Annotated in this window: 15 protein-coding genes; 4 read left to right on the top strand and 11 right to left on the bottom strand. The window is 69.1% G+C overall.

What is annotated here, in order from left to right; all coding sequences use genetic code 11:
- Positions 1-145: 145 nt before the first annotated feature.
- From TSH64_RS10865 to TSH64_RS10815, 11 genes are all read right to left on the bottom strand, one after another.
- The gene (locus tag TSH64_RS10865) at positions 146-847 is read right to left on the bottom strand and encodes a (5-formylfuran-3-yl)methyl phosphate synthase (RefSeq protein WP_109096753.1); all 702 of its coding nucleotides are present in this window, start codon (positions 845-847) and stop codon (positions 146-148) included.
- The gene (locus TSH64_RS10860; RefSeq protein WP_109096752.1) at positions 844-1,470 is read right to left on the bottom strand and encodes a DUF447 domain-containing protein; all 627 of its coding nucleotides are present in this window, start codon (positions 1,468-1,470) and stop codon (positions 844-846) included. Before TSH64_RS10860 ends, TSH64_RS10865 begins: the two co-directional genes overlap by 4 nt.
- The gene (locus tag TSH64_RS10855; RefSeq protein WP_109096751.1) at positions 1,467-2,891 is read right to left on the bottom strand and encodes a DUF6513 domain-containing protein; all 1,425 of its coding nucleotides are present in this window, start codon (positions 2,889-2,891) and stop codon (positions 1,467-1,469) included. Before TSH64_RS10855 ends, TSH64_RS10860 begins: the two co-directional genes overlap by 4 nt.
- Positions 2,867-3,436, bottom strand: coding sequence for a flavoprotein (locus TSH64_RS10850; protein WP_109096750.1), 570 nt, complete (start codon positions 3,434-3,436; stop codon positions 2,867-2,869). Before TSH64_RS10850 ends, TSH64_RS10855 begins: the two co-directional genes overlap by 25 nt.
- The gene (locus tag TSH64_RS10845) at positions 3,433-4,134 is read right to left on the bottom strand and encodes a uridylate kinase (RefSeq protein ID WP_247872868.1); all 702 of its coding nucleotides are present in this window, start codon (positions 4,132-4,134) and stop codon (positions 3,433-3,435) included. Before TSH64_RS10845 ends, TSH64_RS10850 begins: the two co-directional genes overlap by 4 nt.
- A 4-nt stretch (positions 4,135-4,138) precedes the next feature.
- Complete coding sequence (locus TSH64_RS10840; protein ID WP_109096748.1) at positions 4,139-4,636, bottom strand: dihydroneopterin aldolase; 498 nt, start codon at positions 4,634-4,636, stop codon at positions 4,139-4,141.
- A gap of 191 nt (positions 4,637-4,827) precedes the next feature.
- Positions 4,828-5,784 (bottom strand): GlxA family transcriptional regulator, encoded by a 957-nt coding sequence (locus TSH64_RS10835; protein WP_247872867.1) that lies wholly within the window; start codon positions 5,782-5,784, stop codon positions 4,828-4,830.
- A 440-nt stretch (positions 5,785-6,224) separates the two neighbouring features.
- Positions 6,225-7,034: a formylmethanofuran dehydrogenase subunit C gene (locus tag TSH64_RS10830; RefSeq protein WP_109096746.1), complete on the bottom strand. Its 810-nt coding sequence runs from the start codon at positions 7,032-7,034 to the stop codon at positions 6,225-6,227.
- Entirely contained in the window at positions 7,031-7,936 is a 906-nt protein-coding gene (gene fhcD / locus TSH64_RS10825; protein ID WP_109096745.1) for a formylmethanofuran--tetrahydromethanopterin N-formyltransferase, read from the bottom strand. Before fhcD ends, TSH64_RS10830 begins: the two co-directional genes overlap by 4 nt.
- Positions 7,927-9,615 carry a formylmethanofuran dehydrogenase subunit A gene (locus tag TSH64_RS10820; RefSeq protein ID WP_109096744.1) on the bottom strand — a complete coding sequence of 563 codons (1,689 nt, stop codon included), beginning with the start codon at positions 9,613-9,615 and terminating at the stop codon, positions 7,927-7,929. Before TSH64_RS10820 ends, fhcD begins: the two co-directional genes overlap by 10 nt.
- Positions 9,608-10,804 (bottom strand): formylmethanofuran dehydrogenase, encoded by a 1,197-nt coding sequence (locus TSH64_RS10815; protein WP_247872866.1) that lies wholly within the window; start codon positions 10,802-10,804, stop codon positions 9,608-9,610. Before TSH64_RS10815 ends, TSH64_RS10820 begins: the two co-directional genes overlap by 8 nt.
- Before the next feature lie 367 nt (positions 10,805-11,171).
- Between TSH64_RS10815 and TSH64_RS10810 the strand changes: the two genes are divergently transcribed.
- The 4 genes from TSH64_RS10810 to mch are packed head-to-tail and all read left to right on the top strand — an operon-like array spanning position 11,172 to position 15,238.
- On the top strand, positions 11,172-12,185 hold the full coding sequence (locus tag TSH64_RS10810; RefSeq protein WP_247872865.1) for a beta-ribofuranosylaminobenzene 5'-phosphate synthase family protein: 1,014 nt from the start codon (positions 11,172-11,174) through the stop codon (positions 12,183-12,185).
- Positions 12,186-12,235: 50 nt separating this feature from the next.
- The gene (locus TSH64_RS10805; protein ID WP_109096741.1) at positions 12,236-13,138 is read left to right on the top strand and encodes an NAD(P)-dependent methylenetetrahydromethanopterin dehydrogenase; all 903 of its coding nucleotides are present in this window, start codon (positions 12,236-12,238) and stop codon (positions 13,136-13,138) included.
- Positions 13,120-14,298, top strand: a complete 1,179-nt coding sequence (locus TSH64_RS10800; RefSeq protein WP_109096740.1) for an ATP-grasp domain-containing protein — start codon at positions 13,120-13,122, stop codon at positions 14,296-14,298. The genes TSH64_RS10805 and TSH64_RS10800 overlap by 19 nt, the downstream gene beginning before the upstream one ends.
- Positions 14,273-15,238 (top strand): methenyltetrahydromethanopterin cyclohydrolase, encoded by a 966-nt coding sequence (gene mch, locus TSH64_RS10795; protein WP_109096739.1) that lies wholly within the window; start codon positions 14,273-14,275, stop codon positions 15,236-15,238. The genes TSH64_RS10800 and mch overlap by 26 nt, the downstream gene beginning before the upstream one ends.
- Positions 15,239-15,242: the final 4 nt, after the last annotated feature.

Genomic DNA, 15,242 nt, shown 5'->3' with positions numbered 1-15,242 from the left:
CTGAACGGCTTTGTTGGCGGGGCCAAGCAATCGACCATTGGTTGCCCGCAGGGTCAACCCGCCCACGCTGCAACCCTCCCCAGCGACCGTGGGGACCCGTTACGGGCGGCAAGAAAACAGCAAATCCGGAGCAGACGTTCGGATGTCAGAGGCACTCGCTCGGTGCAACCGCATTGCGCACGCTTCCGACGACCTCGGCGATCCTGTCCGGGTCGATGGCGTCGCGCCGCGCGCCGCCCTGGCAAAGCGCGCCGCGGAATCCCAGGATCGACGGGCGGAGCGCTGCCAGAGGGCCGATGTCAGCAAGCCTGAGCGACCCCGCCAGCCCGGCCAGCACTCCGGCCCCGCGCGCCTGTCCGATGAAGGCGGCCAGCGCGTCGGCCGACAGATGATCGCGCAGGGTGCGGCCATCCTTCAGGCCGGTGTCCAGCATCACCCCGATGAAGCCGGCATCGGCCATGGCACGGACCAGTTCGGGGGTGGGGGCGGTCAGGTCGGCCAGGATGACGCCGACCAGGGCGGTGGCGCCGCGCGCCCGTGCTGCCGCGGCGATGCAGGCAAGCGGATCGCCCCCGGCGCCGATGCCCATCTTCACGATGTCGACACCGGTGGCCGCCGTCCGGGAAACCGCCGCCGTTATGGTTGCCGGGTCCATGGCCAAATCGCCGATGGTGGCGCTGACCGGCCTGCGTCCATCGACCGTTCGCAGGCAGGCCTCGATGATGCCGACTGGCAGCGCACCCAGCGCGCCGTCGCCCGGGTTCTTCAGATCGATCAGGTCGGCGCCAGCCGTCACGGCGATACCGGCTTCCACGGGATTGGTCACGCTGGCGAGCATGCGGATCATGAGAGCACCTGTGGTTTGGCCATATGGTCCGCAGCGGGGCCGGCGGCGGGCGGCTCCGCCGCGGCGAGACTTTCGGACCTGAAGGCCGCCACGCGGTCGGACAGCCAGCCCCAGGCCTCCCGCTCGCGGGCTCCGGCGGTCTTCTCGACGGCGACGGCAAGGTAGGCCATCTCCCGCTCCACCTTCTCCCAGGGAAGCATGTGCAACCGGCTGCACAGGATCGCCGCCTCGATCACGGCGGCGGCGGCACGGTTGTGGCCCTCGAAGGGGCGATGCGCCTCCCGAAGGACGGTCCGGCAATGGAAGCGCGGGCGCACAGGGTCGGGCTCGACCCGGACCACCTCCACCTCCCAGTGGGCGAGGCTGTCGGCCAGACGCACGCCGGCGATGGCGGTTGCCGGCACCAGCGGCCAGTTCCGCCGTCCGGTCAGGCAGCCGGCGAACAGACGCGCATCGTCGGTGAAATTGATCACGGCCCGGCCGGTGGCTTCCAGCGCGTTGAGCGTGACGGACGGGCGGAAGGGCGCGATCACCAGATCGTCAGCGGTCCGCGTTACCCCGAAGGGGGCGATGTGCGGGGTCCCGTCGGTGCCCAGCGTGGTGACGATGGTCTCGAGTATCATGATGCCTTTCCACAGGCCCGCCGCCGCTCCTGCAAGGTGGTGCCCGCCGCCTTGAAGCCGTGGGGGTCGCTGCCCGCCTCCGCTTCCGGCATCGCCTCCACCGTGCAGCCCCAGGCGAGATCCTCATCCTGGACGTAGCGCTTGCCGAGCCGCCAGGCGAGGAAGGCCTTCTGCAACTCCACCCCCATGTAGAAGGCATGTCCGCCGTCGTCCGCCAGCCCGAGCAGGGGATAGAGCTGGTAAGGGTCGGTCGCCACATGGTGGCCGTCGCGGTTGTAGACATGGACCCCGTCCTCCGCCACCTCGACCCGGAAGGAGGGGTCGCGGATGTTGCGGGCGGTCTCCGCGATCTCCGCCGGCGTGACGGCGAAGGGGCGGCGGTCGCGCAGGGCCATCAGCCCGTCGTCGATGCCCTTCGGCAGGCTGCCGCTTTCCGATGCGGCATGCATGATCCGCCGCGCCCGGTCGGCCTCGCGCACCGCGGTGCGGGCATGCGGGCTGACCTGAAGGGTGAGGACGGCGTTTATCGACAGTTCCGACACCATGCCCATCAGCAGCGCCGTCGTGCCCGTGGTGTCGGCGTCGGTCAGTTCGGTCAGGTTGCCGATGCCCATCAGCATCCCGATGTCGGGATAGCGCCGGCGCAGCTCGTGATAGCGCACCACCGACTCCGTGAAGCCGTAATGGATGGGGTCGAGCACCGGGTCGGCCAGGAAACGCCGGCCGGCGGCCCGCAGGCGGTCGACGGCGCGGCACAGCGACTCCAGGTCGCGCGGCTTGGCCGGGACCAGGATCGGGGTGGCGTCCGTCCGGTCCAGCACCCACAGCGTGTCCTCGCTGAGGCTGAGCAGGTACGAGGCGCCGGCCGCCGCCCCGCGCAGCAGCTCGTCGGGGTCGGCGCTGTCGACGCTGACGCTGTGGCCGGCGGCGACCAGGGCGGAAACGGCGGTCTCCAGCCCCTCGAACCGTTCACCCGGCTGGCAGCCCAGATCGATGACGTCGGCGCCGTCGCGGCGCAGCCTTGCGGCGGTCTCCAGCAGAGTGTCGACGGAACGGCGGGGAGCGTCGACGATCTCGGCGAAGATCGTCACCGCATGGGCGCTCAGGTCGGCCTGCGCCGCCCTCCCGCCGAGATAGGCGGGAATGTCGCGCAGCTCCTCCGGCCCGCGTTCGAAGGCGACGCCGAAATGAGCGGACAATGCCGCCAGATCGCAGCGCGTCCGGCCGGGCAGGAGCACGCGCGCGCCGGGGGGCGGGGGCGGCAGGCGGCGCCTGATCAGCTCCTCGGTCATCAGCGCGGCGACGCTGACGCCGATCTGCACCACGTCGAAGCGGAAGGGGGCGGGCGCCATCCCGTCGAGCATCGCCCGCAGGCGCGGCTCCGCCAGCTTTCCGGTCACGAAGACGAGGTGGTCAGACATTCAAGGCGCGCCTTCAGCGCGGATTCGAGGTCGGGAACGGTTTCGACGACGGTGGTCGCCTCGAATCCGCGCAGCCGTTCGACATTCTCCAGGTCGATGCGCCGGGGATAGACCGGCACCATGCCGTGCGGCGCCTCGGTCATCATTTCCGGCGCGGTGTCGCAGGCGAAGACGATGCAGGGCACCCGGCATTTGCCGGCCTGGGCGAAGGCGTTGGTCGGCAGCGTGTCGGAAATCCCCTGCACGCATTTGGCGACTGTGTTGGAGGTCGCCGGCCCCACCACCAGCGTGTGGTATTCGCCGAAATAGAACCGTCCGATCTGCGGGGCGCTGGCAGCCCGGTCGCGGAACAGGCGGGTGCCGGGAGGAAAGTTGCCGTCGCGGCGGCGGTACATCCGCATGACCTCCTCGGCTGCCTTGCTGAGGAAGACGTCGAGCGGCGCCAGCCGCGCCATCAGGTCCAGCGTCTCCTTGATGTAATGGCCCGACCCGGTCAGCGCCCAGGCCAGCCGCGGCGGCGCCGGCGGAGGAGCGAGGCTGTTCATGCCCGCACGCTGGGCAGGGGTTCGACCTCCGGGCAGCGCAGCAGGGCGCAGCCGGGAGCGGCGCGGCCCGCCAGCGCCTCCTCCATCAGAAGGTGGTTGTCGCGATGGATGCACCAGCTCTCGCCGGCGAAGCGGGCGCGCCAGAGCGGGAAAGCGGCATCGACCAGCCCGTCGCGGGCGAGCGACGCCGCGTCGGTCGCCGCACAGGGGCAGGGCCCCGACTTGACCAGCACCAGCGCCGCCGCGTCCAGTTCCACCGCCAGCCATGCCGCGAGGCTGTCGGAGGTGACCTCCCAGCTTTCGGCAATCTCGGGCTGGTCGAGCGCCATGGCGGACGGCAGCCACACCGCCGGCATCCGCGCCCGGATCAGCGAGCGCAACCGCTCGCGCGTCGCCGCAGTGTGCAGGGTCGGGCATATGCCGTGCAGCATCAGCCCGAACTGCTCCATCGCCAGCAGGGCCATGCGGTGGGCGAGCCGGTCGTCGAAGCGCCAATTGTCCTGGGCATCGCGCACGGCGTCGGCGAAGGGACCGCCACCCGGCACGATGACCACGGGATGGAGATGGCCGGGCCGGGCGATCAGGTCCAGCCAGGTTCCCAGCCGGTGCCAGTCGGACAGGCTGCCGCCGATCTTGATCACCCAGGGCCGCGCCGCGGGGGGTGGGGATCCGTCCTCTGGCGATGCGTTGGCCGTCATCGGGTCAGATCCGCCGGTCCGCCATCGCCAGCGGGCGGCGCGACGCCGGCAGGGGTTGGCCCGGCATCTGGTCACGCGTCCGCTCCAGCCGGATGCCCGGCACCGCGACGCCGCCATAGATGTCCAGTTTCGCCACCGACACACGGGCCGACTGCACCTGTCCGTGGGCAAGGCACATGCGGGCGATCTTTTCCGCCAGCATCTCGACAAGGTTGGTGTGCTCGTCCATCAGGATCCGCTTCAGCCCGGACAGCAGATCGTCGTAGGAGAGCACGTCGCCGATGTCGTCGGAGAACTGGGCGCCGTCCTGGCGCACCTGCAGCAGCAGGTCGATGCGCACCCGCTGTGGCGCGTCGCGCTCATAATCGAAGACGCCGATCCGGCAAGGCAGGACCACGTTTTCCAGGAACAGCTCGTAGAGGCCGGCGGGGATGGTGGACGGGCCGGAGCCGGCGGCGGTCAGGCCACGCGCGCATTGGGCGGAAAGAATCGCGTCTAGCATCGGTGCCGTCCTCCTGGCTGTTGTCCGGCGGGGCCGAGCGTGGATCTGGTGTCGGGCGGGCCGCATTTGTACCTTACCGACATCCGGAGGGCTGCATCTGCTCGAAAGCGACAGCAATCTGGCGATTTCCGCCGCCCCATGCCCGTTCCCCCCGATCCGGTCCCGCTTGACCGTCCGCCCCCGCTGCGGTGTCAGCTCAGTCCGGCGAACTCATGCGCGGCGGCGAGCGGGCTGTGCCGCTGGCTCTGCCGGTCGCTGCGCGGTGCGATGCCGAAATGGTCGCGGTAGCATTTGCTGAAATGGGTGGCGGAGATGAAGCCGCAGCTGATCGACACCTCCATCACCGACATGCGGGTCTGGCACAGCAGCTGCCGCGCCCGCTTCATCCGGAGGCCGAGATAGTATTTGGCCGGCGAGCAGTTCATGTATTTGCGGAACAGCCGTTCCAGATTACGGCGGGATTGGCCGAGTTCCGCGGCAAGCGTCAGCAGATCGAGCGGTTCCTCGATGTTGGCCTGCATCACCGCCACCGCGGCGTGGAGATCCTCGTGGTCAAGCACCGGATTGGCTTGCAGTTCTTCCTGCTGGCGGATGCTGCCCGCGCGGATCTTGGTGTGCAGAAGCTGCTCGGCGATGTCCATCGCCAGCTTCTCGCCATGGCGGGCGGCGATCAGGTGCAGCATCATGTCGGTGGCGGCGGTGCCGCCCGCGCAGGTGAAGCGGTTGCGGTCGATGGTGAACAGCTCGCCCGTCGCTTCGATCTCCGGGAAGGTTTCGGCGAAGCCGGCCATGTTCTCCCAATGGATGGTGCAGCGGTAGCCGTTCAGCAGGCCGGCGCGGGCCAGGATGTGGCTGGCGGTACAGAGGGCGCCGAAGGCGATTCCCTGGGCGGCCGAACGCCGCATCCATGAGAACATCGCCCGATCCTCGTACCAGTGGCCGCCGATGCCGCTGCACACCATCACCGTGGACAACGGCGGGCAGTCGGCGATGGCGTCTGCGATGGCATGGTCGACGCAGATGCCGATGCCGTTGCTGGCCCGCTGAACGCCGCCGGTCGGCGAGAGCAGCACCCAGCGATACAACTCCTTTCCGCTGATGTGATTGGCGAGGCGGAGAGGCTCAACCGCCGCGGTGAACGCGATCATGGAAAAATCGGGAACCAGGAGAAAACCGACCGTGTCGGCCTGGGAAACGCCGGATTGCTGCTCGCTGCACTTCATTGTCCCGTGCCCCTCTTCCGCTTTCCTGTTCGTATCGTGGGTCGCGAATGGTCGGCGAACACGCTGTTTACCCGCGGCCTTGTTTGCAGTGGCGGCCGCGTTCGGATGGGCGGGGATCGATCCCTTTGCGCACCATCAAGTTTTTATGACAAGCAGCCTACGCAGGTCGGGGCCCTGCGACATTGAACAAAGCGGACATAATCCTTGAAGGAGCGCGACGTTGACCGAGTCGGGATTGTTTTTCATGCAAATAATCCGGTGAAACGAACAATAGCACCGTCCGGCGGAGCAACCACTCACTCTCTATGAGGTAGCCCCTCTTGGCGTGGACTGCCGCCGCTTGCCGACCATCGGCGAGCGAGCCTTCACAGGCAGGCCAGAATCTCGCCGCGCCCACCGAATCCACGGTCGCCCAGCCAGCGACGTACCTGTCCGGTCAGGCCCCGGCAGGTGGGCGGCGCTTCGTTAAGCCCTGACAGGTGATTGTCCAGAAGCGACAGGAAAGGCAGCCGGTTGAGGCCGCAATCGGCGAACCCCGGCAGCGGATCGATCTCGCCGCGGAACAGGATGGTGCCGTTTCGCATGCCATGGCCAGTGAAGACACCCGGCCTGCCTCCGATCACCAGGCTGCCGGCAGTCATGTGCAGGGCGGCGTAGGCGCCGGCATCGCCGCCGACGGCGATCAGCCCGCGACGCATGCGCGCGCCGGCGCGGTCGCCGCACGCGCCATGGACCAGGATCCGCCCGCCGGTCATCCCCGCCCGCTCGCCGGGGAGGGCGCCGCCCAGCTCGCTACCGGCGTCGCCCCGGACGATCAACTCGCCGCCGCGCATGGAGGCACCCGCTGCCAGCCCTGCCGACCCCTCCACCAGCAGGGAGCCGCCGCTCATGCCGGTGCCGGCGCGGTGGCCGACCGGTCCGGCGACCCGGATGGTGCCGCCGGCCAGCCCCGCCCCGACGAAATCGAGCCGCCCGTCGCCCTCCAGTTCGACGGTGTCACCGGGGCTGCCCGACAGGTCGAACACATCGCCCACCGCGACATGGCCCCGGCCGAGACGCAACGGCAGCCCGGCGATCTCCGCCAAACTCAGCTCCGCCAGCCGGTGCGGCAGCAGGGGGGAGGCGTCGATGCGGCCGGTCAGCGGGCCTTTCAGACGGAAGCTCAGCACGCTCATGGCAGCAGCTCGTGAAGATGGAAATGATGGCGGCCCAGCTTGCCGCCGTAATTGCCGGCGGTGACGCCCCAGACGCCTGAGCCGCGGCCGCGTTCGATCAGGCATTTCAGCCCAGCCGTGGTGGCGGCGGCGACGTCGGCGGCGGTCAGCCCGTCGATGACGATCTCCAGCACCGATTCGACCTCGGCCGGCAGGAGGGAGCGCGGCAGGCCGCGCAGCGTCGGGCAATAGGCATCGTTGGTGGAGGCCGGCATCCCCTTGTACTTCGCTCCGATCTTGGAGCCGGAGCGGACGACCCCGCCGGGGAAGGGCAGCACCACATTGGGCACTGCGCGCATGGCATCCGCCGCCGCTTCCGCTGCCTCCAGCGCGGCCATCCGTGCATCGGCGAGGATCAGCAGGTTGCCGCCGCCGACCGCGGGCACGCTCCAGCTCGATTCCTCGCACAGGAACTCGCCGTCCATCACCGGGATGCGCCAGTAGCGCCGGCCGCCGAGCAGTTTCGACATCTGCTGGCCGTCGCCGAAATAGCGCAGCTTCCGGCCCAGCGGGATCAGATCCTCCTTCACCCCGCGCGGCACGCCGGCGAAGCAGGCGGTGCCGGGGCAGGTCAGGATGCATTGGCCGACGCGGGTCTCCACCTGCTTTCCCAGCACGCTGCGCCCGGTGGCGAAGAACAGCAGGGCGACACCGGGGCGCCCGTCGGGGGTTTCCTCCGGCGCCAGTTCCCGCTCGATCCCGGCCTCGCAGCCGCAGGCGATGACCGAGGTGGCGAAACCGGTGGCAGCCATGCCGGCATGGCGCGCCCAGGCCGGTGTGTCGGCGGTCACGATCAGCCGGGTCGCCTTCATGTCGAAGGCCTCGGCATAGCTGTTTTCGATGTGGATGCCGTTCAGAAGCATGGGTCGGACGCCGTCAGGATCGGAACGATGGACAGGCCGCCGCGGCCATGGTCGAGGATCTCGCCGTCCGCGATGCGGAAGTTGCCGAGCCGCACGGTCTGGTGATCTTCGAACCATGGTTTCAGCCGCCGTTCGATGGCGGGGTCGAAGTCCGGCCGGACAACGATGGTGTCGCCCCAGCCGGTCGCAGTCAGCTCCCCGTTCCGTGCCACCGGCCGACCGTTCTTGAACACCCAGGCGGGGGCCGCGAACATAGCCTCGCGGTCGGGCAAATCGTCATAGACCACCACGTCGGCGACGGCGCCGGGGCGCAGGTGGCCGCGGTCGCGCAGCCCCAGCACGCGGGCTGGGCCGGCGCGGGTCATGATGGCGATCTCGTCGAGCGTGTATTCGCGCTCGATGGAACCGAGCCGGCTGTGCGCGGCGACATCGGGATTGATCCGCGCCAGCTGCTCGTTGCGGAAGCTGCGGTCCATCAGCAACCGGATCAAATGCGGATAGCTGGTGAAGGGGCCGCCGTTCGGATGGTCGGTGGTCAGATAGGCCCGCCAGGGGTCCTCGATCAGCAGGAACAGCTCCAGCCCGATCGCCCATTGCAAGGCGTTGACGAAGGCCTTGTCGCGGTAGCGGAACGGCACCAGCCCGCAGCCGCCGTCGCATTCGATATCGGTGCACACCCATTTGCGCGGGCTGGCGAGGCCGCTGTTGCGGAACTGCGACATGATGTCGGCCGAGGCGGTGATGGTCTGGCCGAAGATGATCTGGCCGACATCGACAGAGATGTTCGGGTTGCGGTTCACCGCCTCCGCGATCTCGGCGGCGGCCGAGGAGAAGCGGCGGTCGCCTTCCGTCCCGTAACTGTGGAATTGCAGGTGGGTCAGGTGGGCGGGCAGCCCGTCCAGTGCGGCGATGGTCTCGCGCGTCACCGCTTCATTGCCGGGGATGCCCAGATTGTTGCAGTGGATGTGCAGCGGATGAGGCACTCCGAGGTCGGACAGCGATGTGGCCAGCGTGGTCAGGATGCGGCGTGGCGTGATGCCGTAATGGGGATGTGCCTCGTCCAGATCCAGGCGGCGCTGGTTGAACTTGAAGGCGCTGATGCCGCCGGGATTCACCACTTTGACGCCGACCGCCTGGGTGGCGTGGAGGATCCAGGCGACATAGTCGTTGACCTCCGACTGCGTCGCCCCGGCGGCCAGCCGCTCCAGCAGGAAATCGTCGTTGCCGAGGACGGCGTAGCAGCCCTTGTCGATGATCGGAATGTCGGCCAGTTCCAGATGGGTGTGGCGCGCATTGGAGGGCAGCATCGCAGGCTCGAAGGCTGCGGTGTAGCCCATCTCGGCATAGCGGTAGCCGGTGACGAAGCTGGATGGGGTGAACAGGCCGCTGCCGGAGCGGCGCAGCCCGTCGGGGCCGCTGGCATGCTCGCGATGCTCCTCCGGGAGAAGCAGGCGGGCGAGGTTCACCTTGCCGCCGCCGATGTGGCTGTGGATGTCGATAGCCCCGGCCATGACGATGCGACCTTCCAGATCGATCACCTCGCCGATGCGGGCTTCCTGCGGAGGCGTCGCAGCGATGCGGCCGTCCTTCAGGTACAGGTCACGCAACCTGCCACCGTCGGTGCTCTCGGTCGGATCGCAGACGCGACCGCCGCGCAGCAGGGTGTAGGCGTCAGACATGCGCTGTCTTCCGAAGCCGAATGGGGAGATGGGAGGAGGGGAGGCGGTCGAGCAGGGCGCTCAGCACCGACGCGGCCGATGGAAGCGTCATGGCGGTCGTTCGCAAGCGGCGCAGCGGCAGGGCGGCGACGCCGTCGCCGCGGTGGATGCTGCCGGAATGGTCGAGGCCGGGGATGGCGACCGGGATCAGCACCTCCGGGTCGCGGGGCAACGGCTGTCCGGGGCGGGCCAGCACGATCATCGGCGTGCGGGTGTCCGGCAGTTCCGCGCCGTTCAGGGCCGAAAGCCATACCAGCGCATCGACCTCGCCCCCGGCCAGCAGGCTTTTCAGCCGATAGCGCAGCGGATCGTGTTCCGGCGGGCCGGCCCCCAGGCGGGAGCGCAGCGGCACGCCATATTGCCAGGCGCACACGTAGTTGGCGCCCAGCGCGTTGCCCTTGCCGCCCAGGGGCAAGCCGGCGCAGCGGGTGGAGGCGTTGGCGGTCACCACCAATCGGTTGAAGGCCTCGATGGCGACATCGCCTGCCGCCGGGTCCAGCGTGGCGGCGACCCAGCCGACGACGCCGAAGCGCGCCTCCCGCAGCGCCACGGCGACGCGGGCGAGTTCCTCCATAGCGATGGAGCCCACCCGGCCGCCGCGGGGTGTTTCGCCGGCCACCAGCTGAGACAGGGCGGCGGCGATGGCAGAGGCGTGCGTCAGGTCGGCGCTAAGCCGCTCGAACCCGTCCGGTACCGGTCCGTCGTTGGGACCGATCAGGAAGCCGCGCGCCGCGCCGGCATCGCGGAACAGGGCTGTCGGCGGACGGACGATGCGGTCGAACAGGCGGGGGGCATGGCGCTCGAACTCGGTTCCGAACAGGACGAACAGGTCGGCACGGTTGCGAATTTCGCCGAAGGTGGCGGTCATGGCGCCGGTCACTTGGAGCGCGCGCAGGCCGTGGAACAGGCTGTCGGACGCGGCGTGGTCGACCACCGCACCCAGCCGTTCGGCCAGCACCAGAGCCGCAGAGACTCCTTCGGTGTCGGCGGACAGTCCTCCGACGGCGGGCGACACCGCATCCCTCAGCAAACCCGCCGCCGCGTCCAGCGCTTCGTCGAGCGGAGCGGCGCGACCCTTGATGAAACAGTGGGCCGGCAATGCCGGAAGGGCGAACAGGGTGCGTGCCCGTGCGCAGCCGTTGGCGGTCACCCTGAGCTGTCCGGTGCCATCGTGTGCGATTGCAAGGTCATCACAGGCCATTGCGCAGAACGGGCAAACGATATCGCTCATGGGCAGTGTGAGGTCGCTCCCGCCGAGTCCGTAGTCCATATCCCAAACCCCGCGCATGAAGTCGAGTGTAGAAAGTTGTATTAAATAATATTGAGCACGAAATGTCAGTTTATCTCTTTTGCGGAGACGAGCAAATCAGAGCGGATATTTGAAAATTATTGAATTATAATCTGTTTTATTTTGATGTTCTCATTGATTTTGCCGCCGCCAATTTTATTATGTGCGAAAGGCGGCTGGTCGCCTTGGCTTTTGCGACAGGTAGGCCATGATTTGCGGCGAACAGCGCATGACAGTCGACACGGTGCGGGTGGAGGTGCCCGCCCGGCTGCATCTTGGGTTTCTCGACATGGAGGGCGGGCTGGGCCGGCGCTTCGGCAGCCTGGGCCTGACGCTCGACGGGCTGGGAACGGACCTGATGTTGATGCGCGGGAAATCCGGAAGCGATGTTCCTGTCGGTCCGGACTGCCGGGCGGCGGGGTATCTCGACCGGCTGTGCGGGGCGCTGGGCGTGGAAAACCGCTTTTCCCTGCGGCTGGGCCGGACCATCCCGTCCCATTCCGGGCTGGGGTCGGGCACCCAGCTGGCGCTGGCCGTCGGGGCGGCCCTGTCGGCGATGACCGGCCGGCCGCTGCCGCCGCGCCGGGTCGCCAACCTGCTGGACCGGGGGGCGCGGTCGGGCATCGGCGTCGGTGCGTTCGAACAGGGCGGCGTCATTCTGGACGGCGGCAAGGGTGCGCTCGACGAGCCGCCTCCCGTCATCAGCCGCATGGCTCTGCCGGAGGCGTGGCGCATGCTGCTGGTGTTCGACGATGCCAACCGCGGCCTGTCCGGCACGGCTGAGACGGTCGCCTTCCGCGATCTGCCCCCCTTTCCGGCGGACAAGGCGGCCTATCTGTGCCGGCTGGCGTTGATGGTCGGGCTGCCGGCGCTGGCGGAAGGGGATGCCATGCGGTTCGGCGCCGCCGTGACCGAACTCCAGAGCGTGGTCGGCGACCATTTCGCCCCGGCCCAGGGCGGGCGCTTCAGCAGCCTGGATGTGGCTGAGGTTCTGCGGTGGCTCCCAGTGGCCGGCGCCGCGGGAGTTGGGCAGAGTTCCTGGGGGCCGACCGGCTTTGCCGTCTTCGGCGATGCGGCATCGGCGGAGCGGGCGGCGGAGGGCGCGCAGGCGCGCTGGCGGACGCGGCCCAACCTGCGTTTCGTCGTCTGCCGGGGGCGGAATCACGGGGCGGTGGTGGAGACCTTCTCCGGTCAGAAAGCAGTCGCTGCCGGATACGAAACAGTCGCAAAAAAGACAGCTTGAACCCATGAGGTGAAAGACAGTGCCATGAAGCGAACCGAGGACTTCGTTTCATGGAAAAGCCCTATGTCATGCACGCCATTACTCCGGTAAAGGCGGTCAGTCCATTCGACATCAACATGGCGTGTGACGCCGGCTATGGCGTCATCGTGCCTTATACCCATGTCGAGACTGGCGAAGTGCCGGGTCTTGTCCAGGATATGATTTTTTCCCGCGCTCCGGGCGACGCCAAGCGGACCGGTCTGTTCATCGCCGGCCGCGACATCCTGACGGCGCTGGACATGCTGGAGGCGGCGCGCCGGGCCATGGTCCCGCCGTTCGAGATCTCGGTCTTCGCCGATCCGTCCGGCGCCTACACCACCGCCGCGGCGATGATCGCGAAGGTCGAGGCCCAGCTGGAGAAAGTTGGGTTGACGCTTGCCGGCTCACGGGTCGCGGTGTTCGGCGGCAAGGGGCCGGTTGGCGGCGTCGCCGCGGTGCTGGCCGCGCGTGCCGGTGCGTCCGTTCAACTGGTCGGCCATGACGGTGCGGCGTCCGTCGCCGAGCGGGCGGCCTCCTACCGTCAGCGGTTCGGCGTGACGCTGGGCGCGGTCGACGGCTCGACCGATGCCCACAAGGCCGCGATCCTGGCGGAGACCGACGTGGTGCTGGCGGTTGCCCGCGCCGGCGTTCGGGTGCTGAGCCGCACGCAGATCGCCGCCACCCCGTCGGTGCGGGTGGTGGCCGACGTCAATGCCGTGCCGCCGGCCGGCGTGGAGGGGGTGGACGCCTTCAGCGACGGCGCCCCCATCGAGGGCACGGACGCCGTTGGCATCGGCGCGCTCGCCATCGGCAATGTGAAGTTCAAGACCCAGCATGGCCTGTTCAAGGCGATGCGCGAGGCGGCGAAGCCGGTCTATCTGGCCTTCGACGACGCCTTTGCCCTGGCCCGCGCCCAATGCCGGACAGCGGCGTGATCCTGGTCGCCGCCCTGTCGGGCCGGGCCATCGCCCAGGCGGTGGCGCGCACCGGGGCCATTGTCGCGACGATGGACCAGTTCGGCGATGCCGATCTGCCGATGCCTGCCCGTTGCGTCGCCGGCGATCCCGTCGCCGGCTTTGACCGGGAGGCGTTGATCGCCGCCGCCCGGACGCTGGCTCCGCCGGGCAGCGCTCTGGTCGTCGGGTCGGGGTTCGAGCAGGCGCCCGACATGCTTGGCGCGCTGATGCAGGCCGGTCCGTACCGGCTGCTTGGCAACGGGCCGGATATCGTGCGGGCGGTCAAGGATCCGGCTGGCTTCGCCGCGCGGCTGGCGACGCTGGGCCTGGAAGACCTGGGCATCGGGCATCCGGAAACGCAGCTGGCAATGCCAGACGATGCGATTCCCGGGCACTGGCTGGTCAAACGGACGGGAGCGGCCGGGGGCTGGCATATCGTGCCCTGGGCCGGCAGTCCCTTGCCGGACGGTCATTACCTGCAACGGCGGGCAGAGGGACGGCCAACCTCCGTCGCCTTCATCGCCGACTGTACCGGCCGGTGCGAAACGGTGGCGATCAGCCGGCAATGGACCGATCCGGCGCCCGATGCGCCCTTCCGCTATGGCGGGGCGGTGCTTCCGGCCGCGGTGCCGCAGTCGCTGGCCGACCGGCTTGCGGAGGCAGCTCGGCGCATCGCCGCCGCCTTCGGGCTGGTCGGGCTGAACAGCCTGGACCTGCTGGTCGACGGCAATTCGGTGACGGTGCTGGAGGTCAACCCGCGTCCGGGGGCCACGCTCGACCTGCTCGAACGTCACCGGCTGGGCGGGGTGATGCGCGCCCATCTCGACGCTGCCGCCGGACGCGGTTGGACGTTGGGAGCGGCGCGTCCGGGCGTCATTGCCGGGGCGGTGGCCTATGCCGCCTCCGCCCTGACGGTGCCGACAGTGTTCTCGTGGCCCCCCTGGTGCGCCGACCTGCCTCGACCCGGCAGCGCGGTGGGGAGTGGACAACCGTTGTGCAGCGTAACCGCCTGGGGCGGGGACGAGGAGGAGGCGCGTCACCGCCTGTCCTGCCGGATCAAACGCATCGTCGCGGACTGCTCGCGGCGGGCCTGCTTTGTGGAGAGAACCGCCGATGGCCTCGCTTCCCTTCAGTGTTAATCGGCTTGCCGCCCCCCTGGTCCATGCCCTGGTGGCGGACGCCGCCATGCTGCGGATCGGGGTGGAGCAGCATCCCGCCGGCTGCACCGTGATCGATGTCGGCATCGACCGGCCGGGCAGCCTGGAGGCCGGGCGCCGCATCGCCGAGATTTGCCTGGGCGGTGCCGGCAGCGTGCGCATCGCCATGGATTCCCCCTTCGTCCATTGGCCGGCGCAGGTGACGGTGACGGCCACCGATCCGATCCTGGCCTGCCTCGGCAGCCAATATGCGGGCTGGAGCCTGTCGGGCGAGAAATTCTCGGCCTTGGGTTCCGGTCCCGGCAGGGCCCTGGCAGTCAAGGAGCCTTTGTTCGCCGAACTCGGCTATCGCGACATGGCCGACCGCGCCGTGCTGGTGCTGGAGACGGACAAGCGGCCGCCGGTCTCGGTGGTGGAGAAGGTGGCGCGAGACTGCGGCGTGCCGGCGGAGCGCGTGACCCTGATCCTGACGCCGACCCGCAGCCCGGCCGGCATGGTCCAGATCGTCGCCCGCGTGCTGGAGGTCGGGCTGCACAAGCTGCACGCCCTCCATTTCCCGCTGGAGCGGGTGCGCGACGGCGTCGGCTGCGCGCCGTTGCCGCCGCCGGGGCGCGATTTCGTCCAGGCGATGGGCCGGACCAACGACGCCATCCTGTTCGGCGGAACCGTCCATCTGCTGGTCGACGGTCCGGACGACGACGCGGCCGATCTGGCGGCCCGCCTGCCCAGTTCGGCCTCCGCCGACTATGGTCGGCCCTTCGCCGACCTGTTTGCGGCGAGCGGCTTCGACTTCTTCAAGATCGACCCGATGCTGTTCAGCCCGGCCCGCGTCATCGTCACCGCCTTCGAGAGCGGACGGAGCTTCACCGCTGGGGCGCTGGCTCCGGCGCTGCTCGACCGTTCCTTCGGCATCGGCGGGTAGGGGA

The sequence above is a fragment of the Azospirillum sp. TSH64 genome (assembly GCF_003116035.1).
In the GTDB taxonomy this organism is placed as follows: domain Bacteria; phylum Pseudomonadota; class Alphaproteobacteria; order Azospirillales; family Azospirillaceae; genus Azospirillum.
Note: the sequence above shows the minus strand (reverse complement) of the source record. Positions and strands in the feature narration are given on the sequence as shown.

Coding starts and splice junctions, on each gene's coding strand:
- TSH64_RS10840 (WP_109096748.1), bottom strand. CDS start 4,636: ATGCTAGACGCGATTCTTTCCGCCCAATGCGCGCGTGGCCTGACCGCC.
- TSH64_RS10810 (WP_247872865.1), top strand. CDS start 11,172: ATGACAGTCGACACGGTGCGGGTGGAGGTGCCCGCCCGGCTGCATCTT.
- TSH64_RS10850 (WP_109096750.1), bottom strand. CDS start 3,436: ATGAACAGCCTCGCTCCTCCGCCGGCGCCGCCGCGGCTGGCCTGGGCG.
- TSH64_RS10860 (WP_109096752.1), bottom strand. CDS start 1,470: ATGATACTCGAGACCATCGTCACCACGCTGGGCACCGACGGGACCCCG.
- TSH64_RS10830 (WP_109096746.1), bottom strand. CDS start 7,034: ATGAGCGTGCTGAGCTTCCGTCTGAAAGGCCCGCTGACCGGCCGCATC.
- TSH64_RS10800 (WP_109096740.1), top strand. CDS start 13,120: ATGCCGGACAGCGGCGTGATCCTGGTCGCCGCCCTGTCGGGCCGGGCC.
- TSH64_RS10865 (WP_109096753.1), bottom strand. CDS start 847: ATGATCCGCATGCTCGCCAGCGTGACCAATCCCGTGGAAGCCGGTATC.
- TSH64_RS10845 (WP_247872868.1), bottom strand. CDS start 4,134: ATGACGGCCAACGCATCGCCAGAGGACGGATCCCCACCCCCCGCGGCG.
- TSH64_RS10835 (WP_247872867.1), bottom strand. CDS start 5,784: ATGATCGCGTTCACCGCGGCGGTTGAGCCTCTCCGCCTCGCCAATCAC.
- TSH64_RS10820 (WP_109096744.1), bottom strand. CDS start 9,615: ATGTCTGACGCCTACACCCTGCTGCGCGGCGGTCGCGTCTGCGATCCG.
- fhcD (WP_109096745.1), bottom strand. CDS start 7,936: ATGCTTCTGAACGGCATCCACATCGAAAACAGCTATGCCGAGGCCTTC.
- mch (WP_109096739.1), top strand. CDS start 14,273: ATGGCCTCGCTTCCCTTCAGTGTTAATCGGCTTGCCGCCCCCCTGGTC.
- TSH64_RS10805 (WP_109096741.1), top strand. CDS start 12,236: ATGGAAAAGCCCTATGTCATGCACGCCATTACTCCGGTAAAGGCGGTC.
- TSH64_RS10855 (WP_109096751.1), bottom strand. CDS start 2,891: ATGTCTGACCACCTCGTCTTCGTGACCGGAAAGCTGGCGGAGCCGCGC.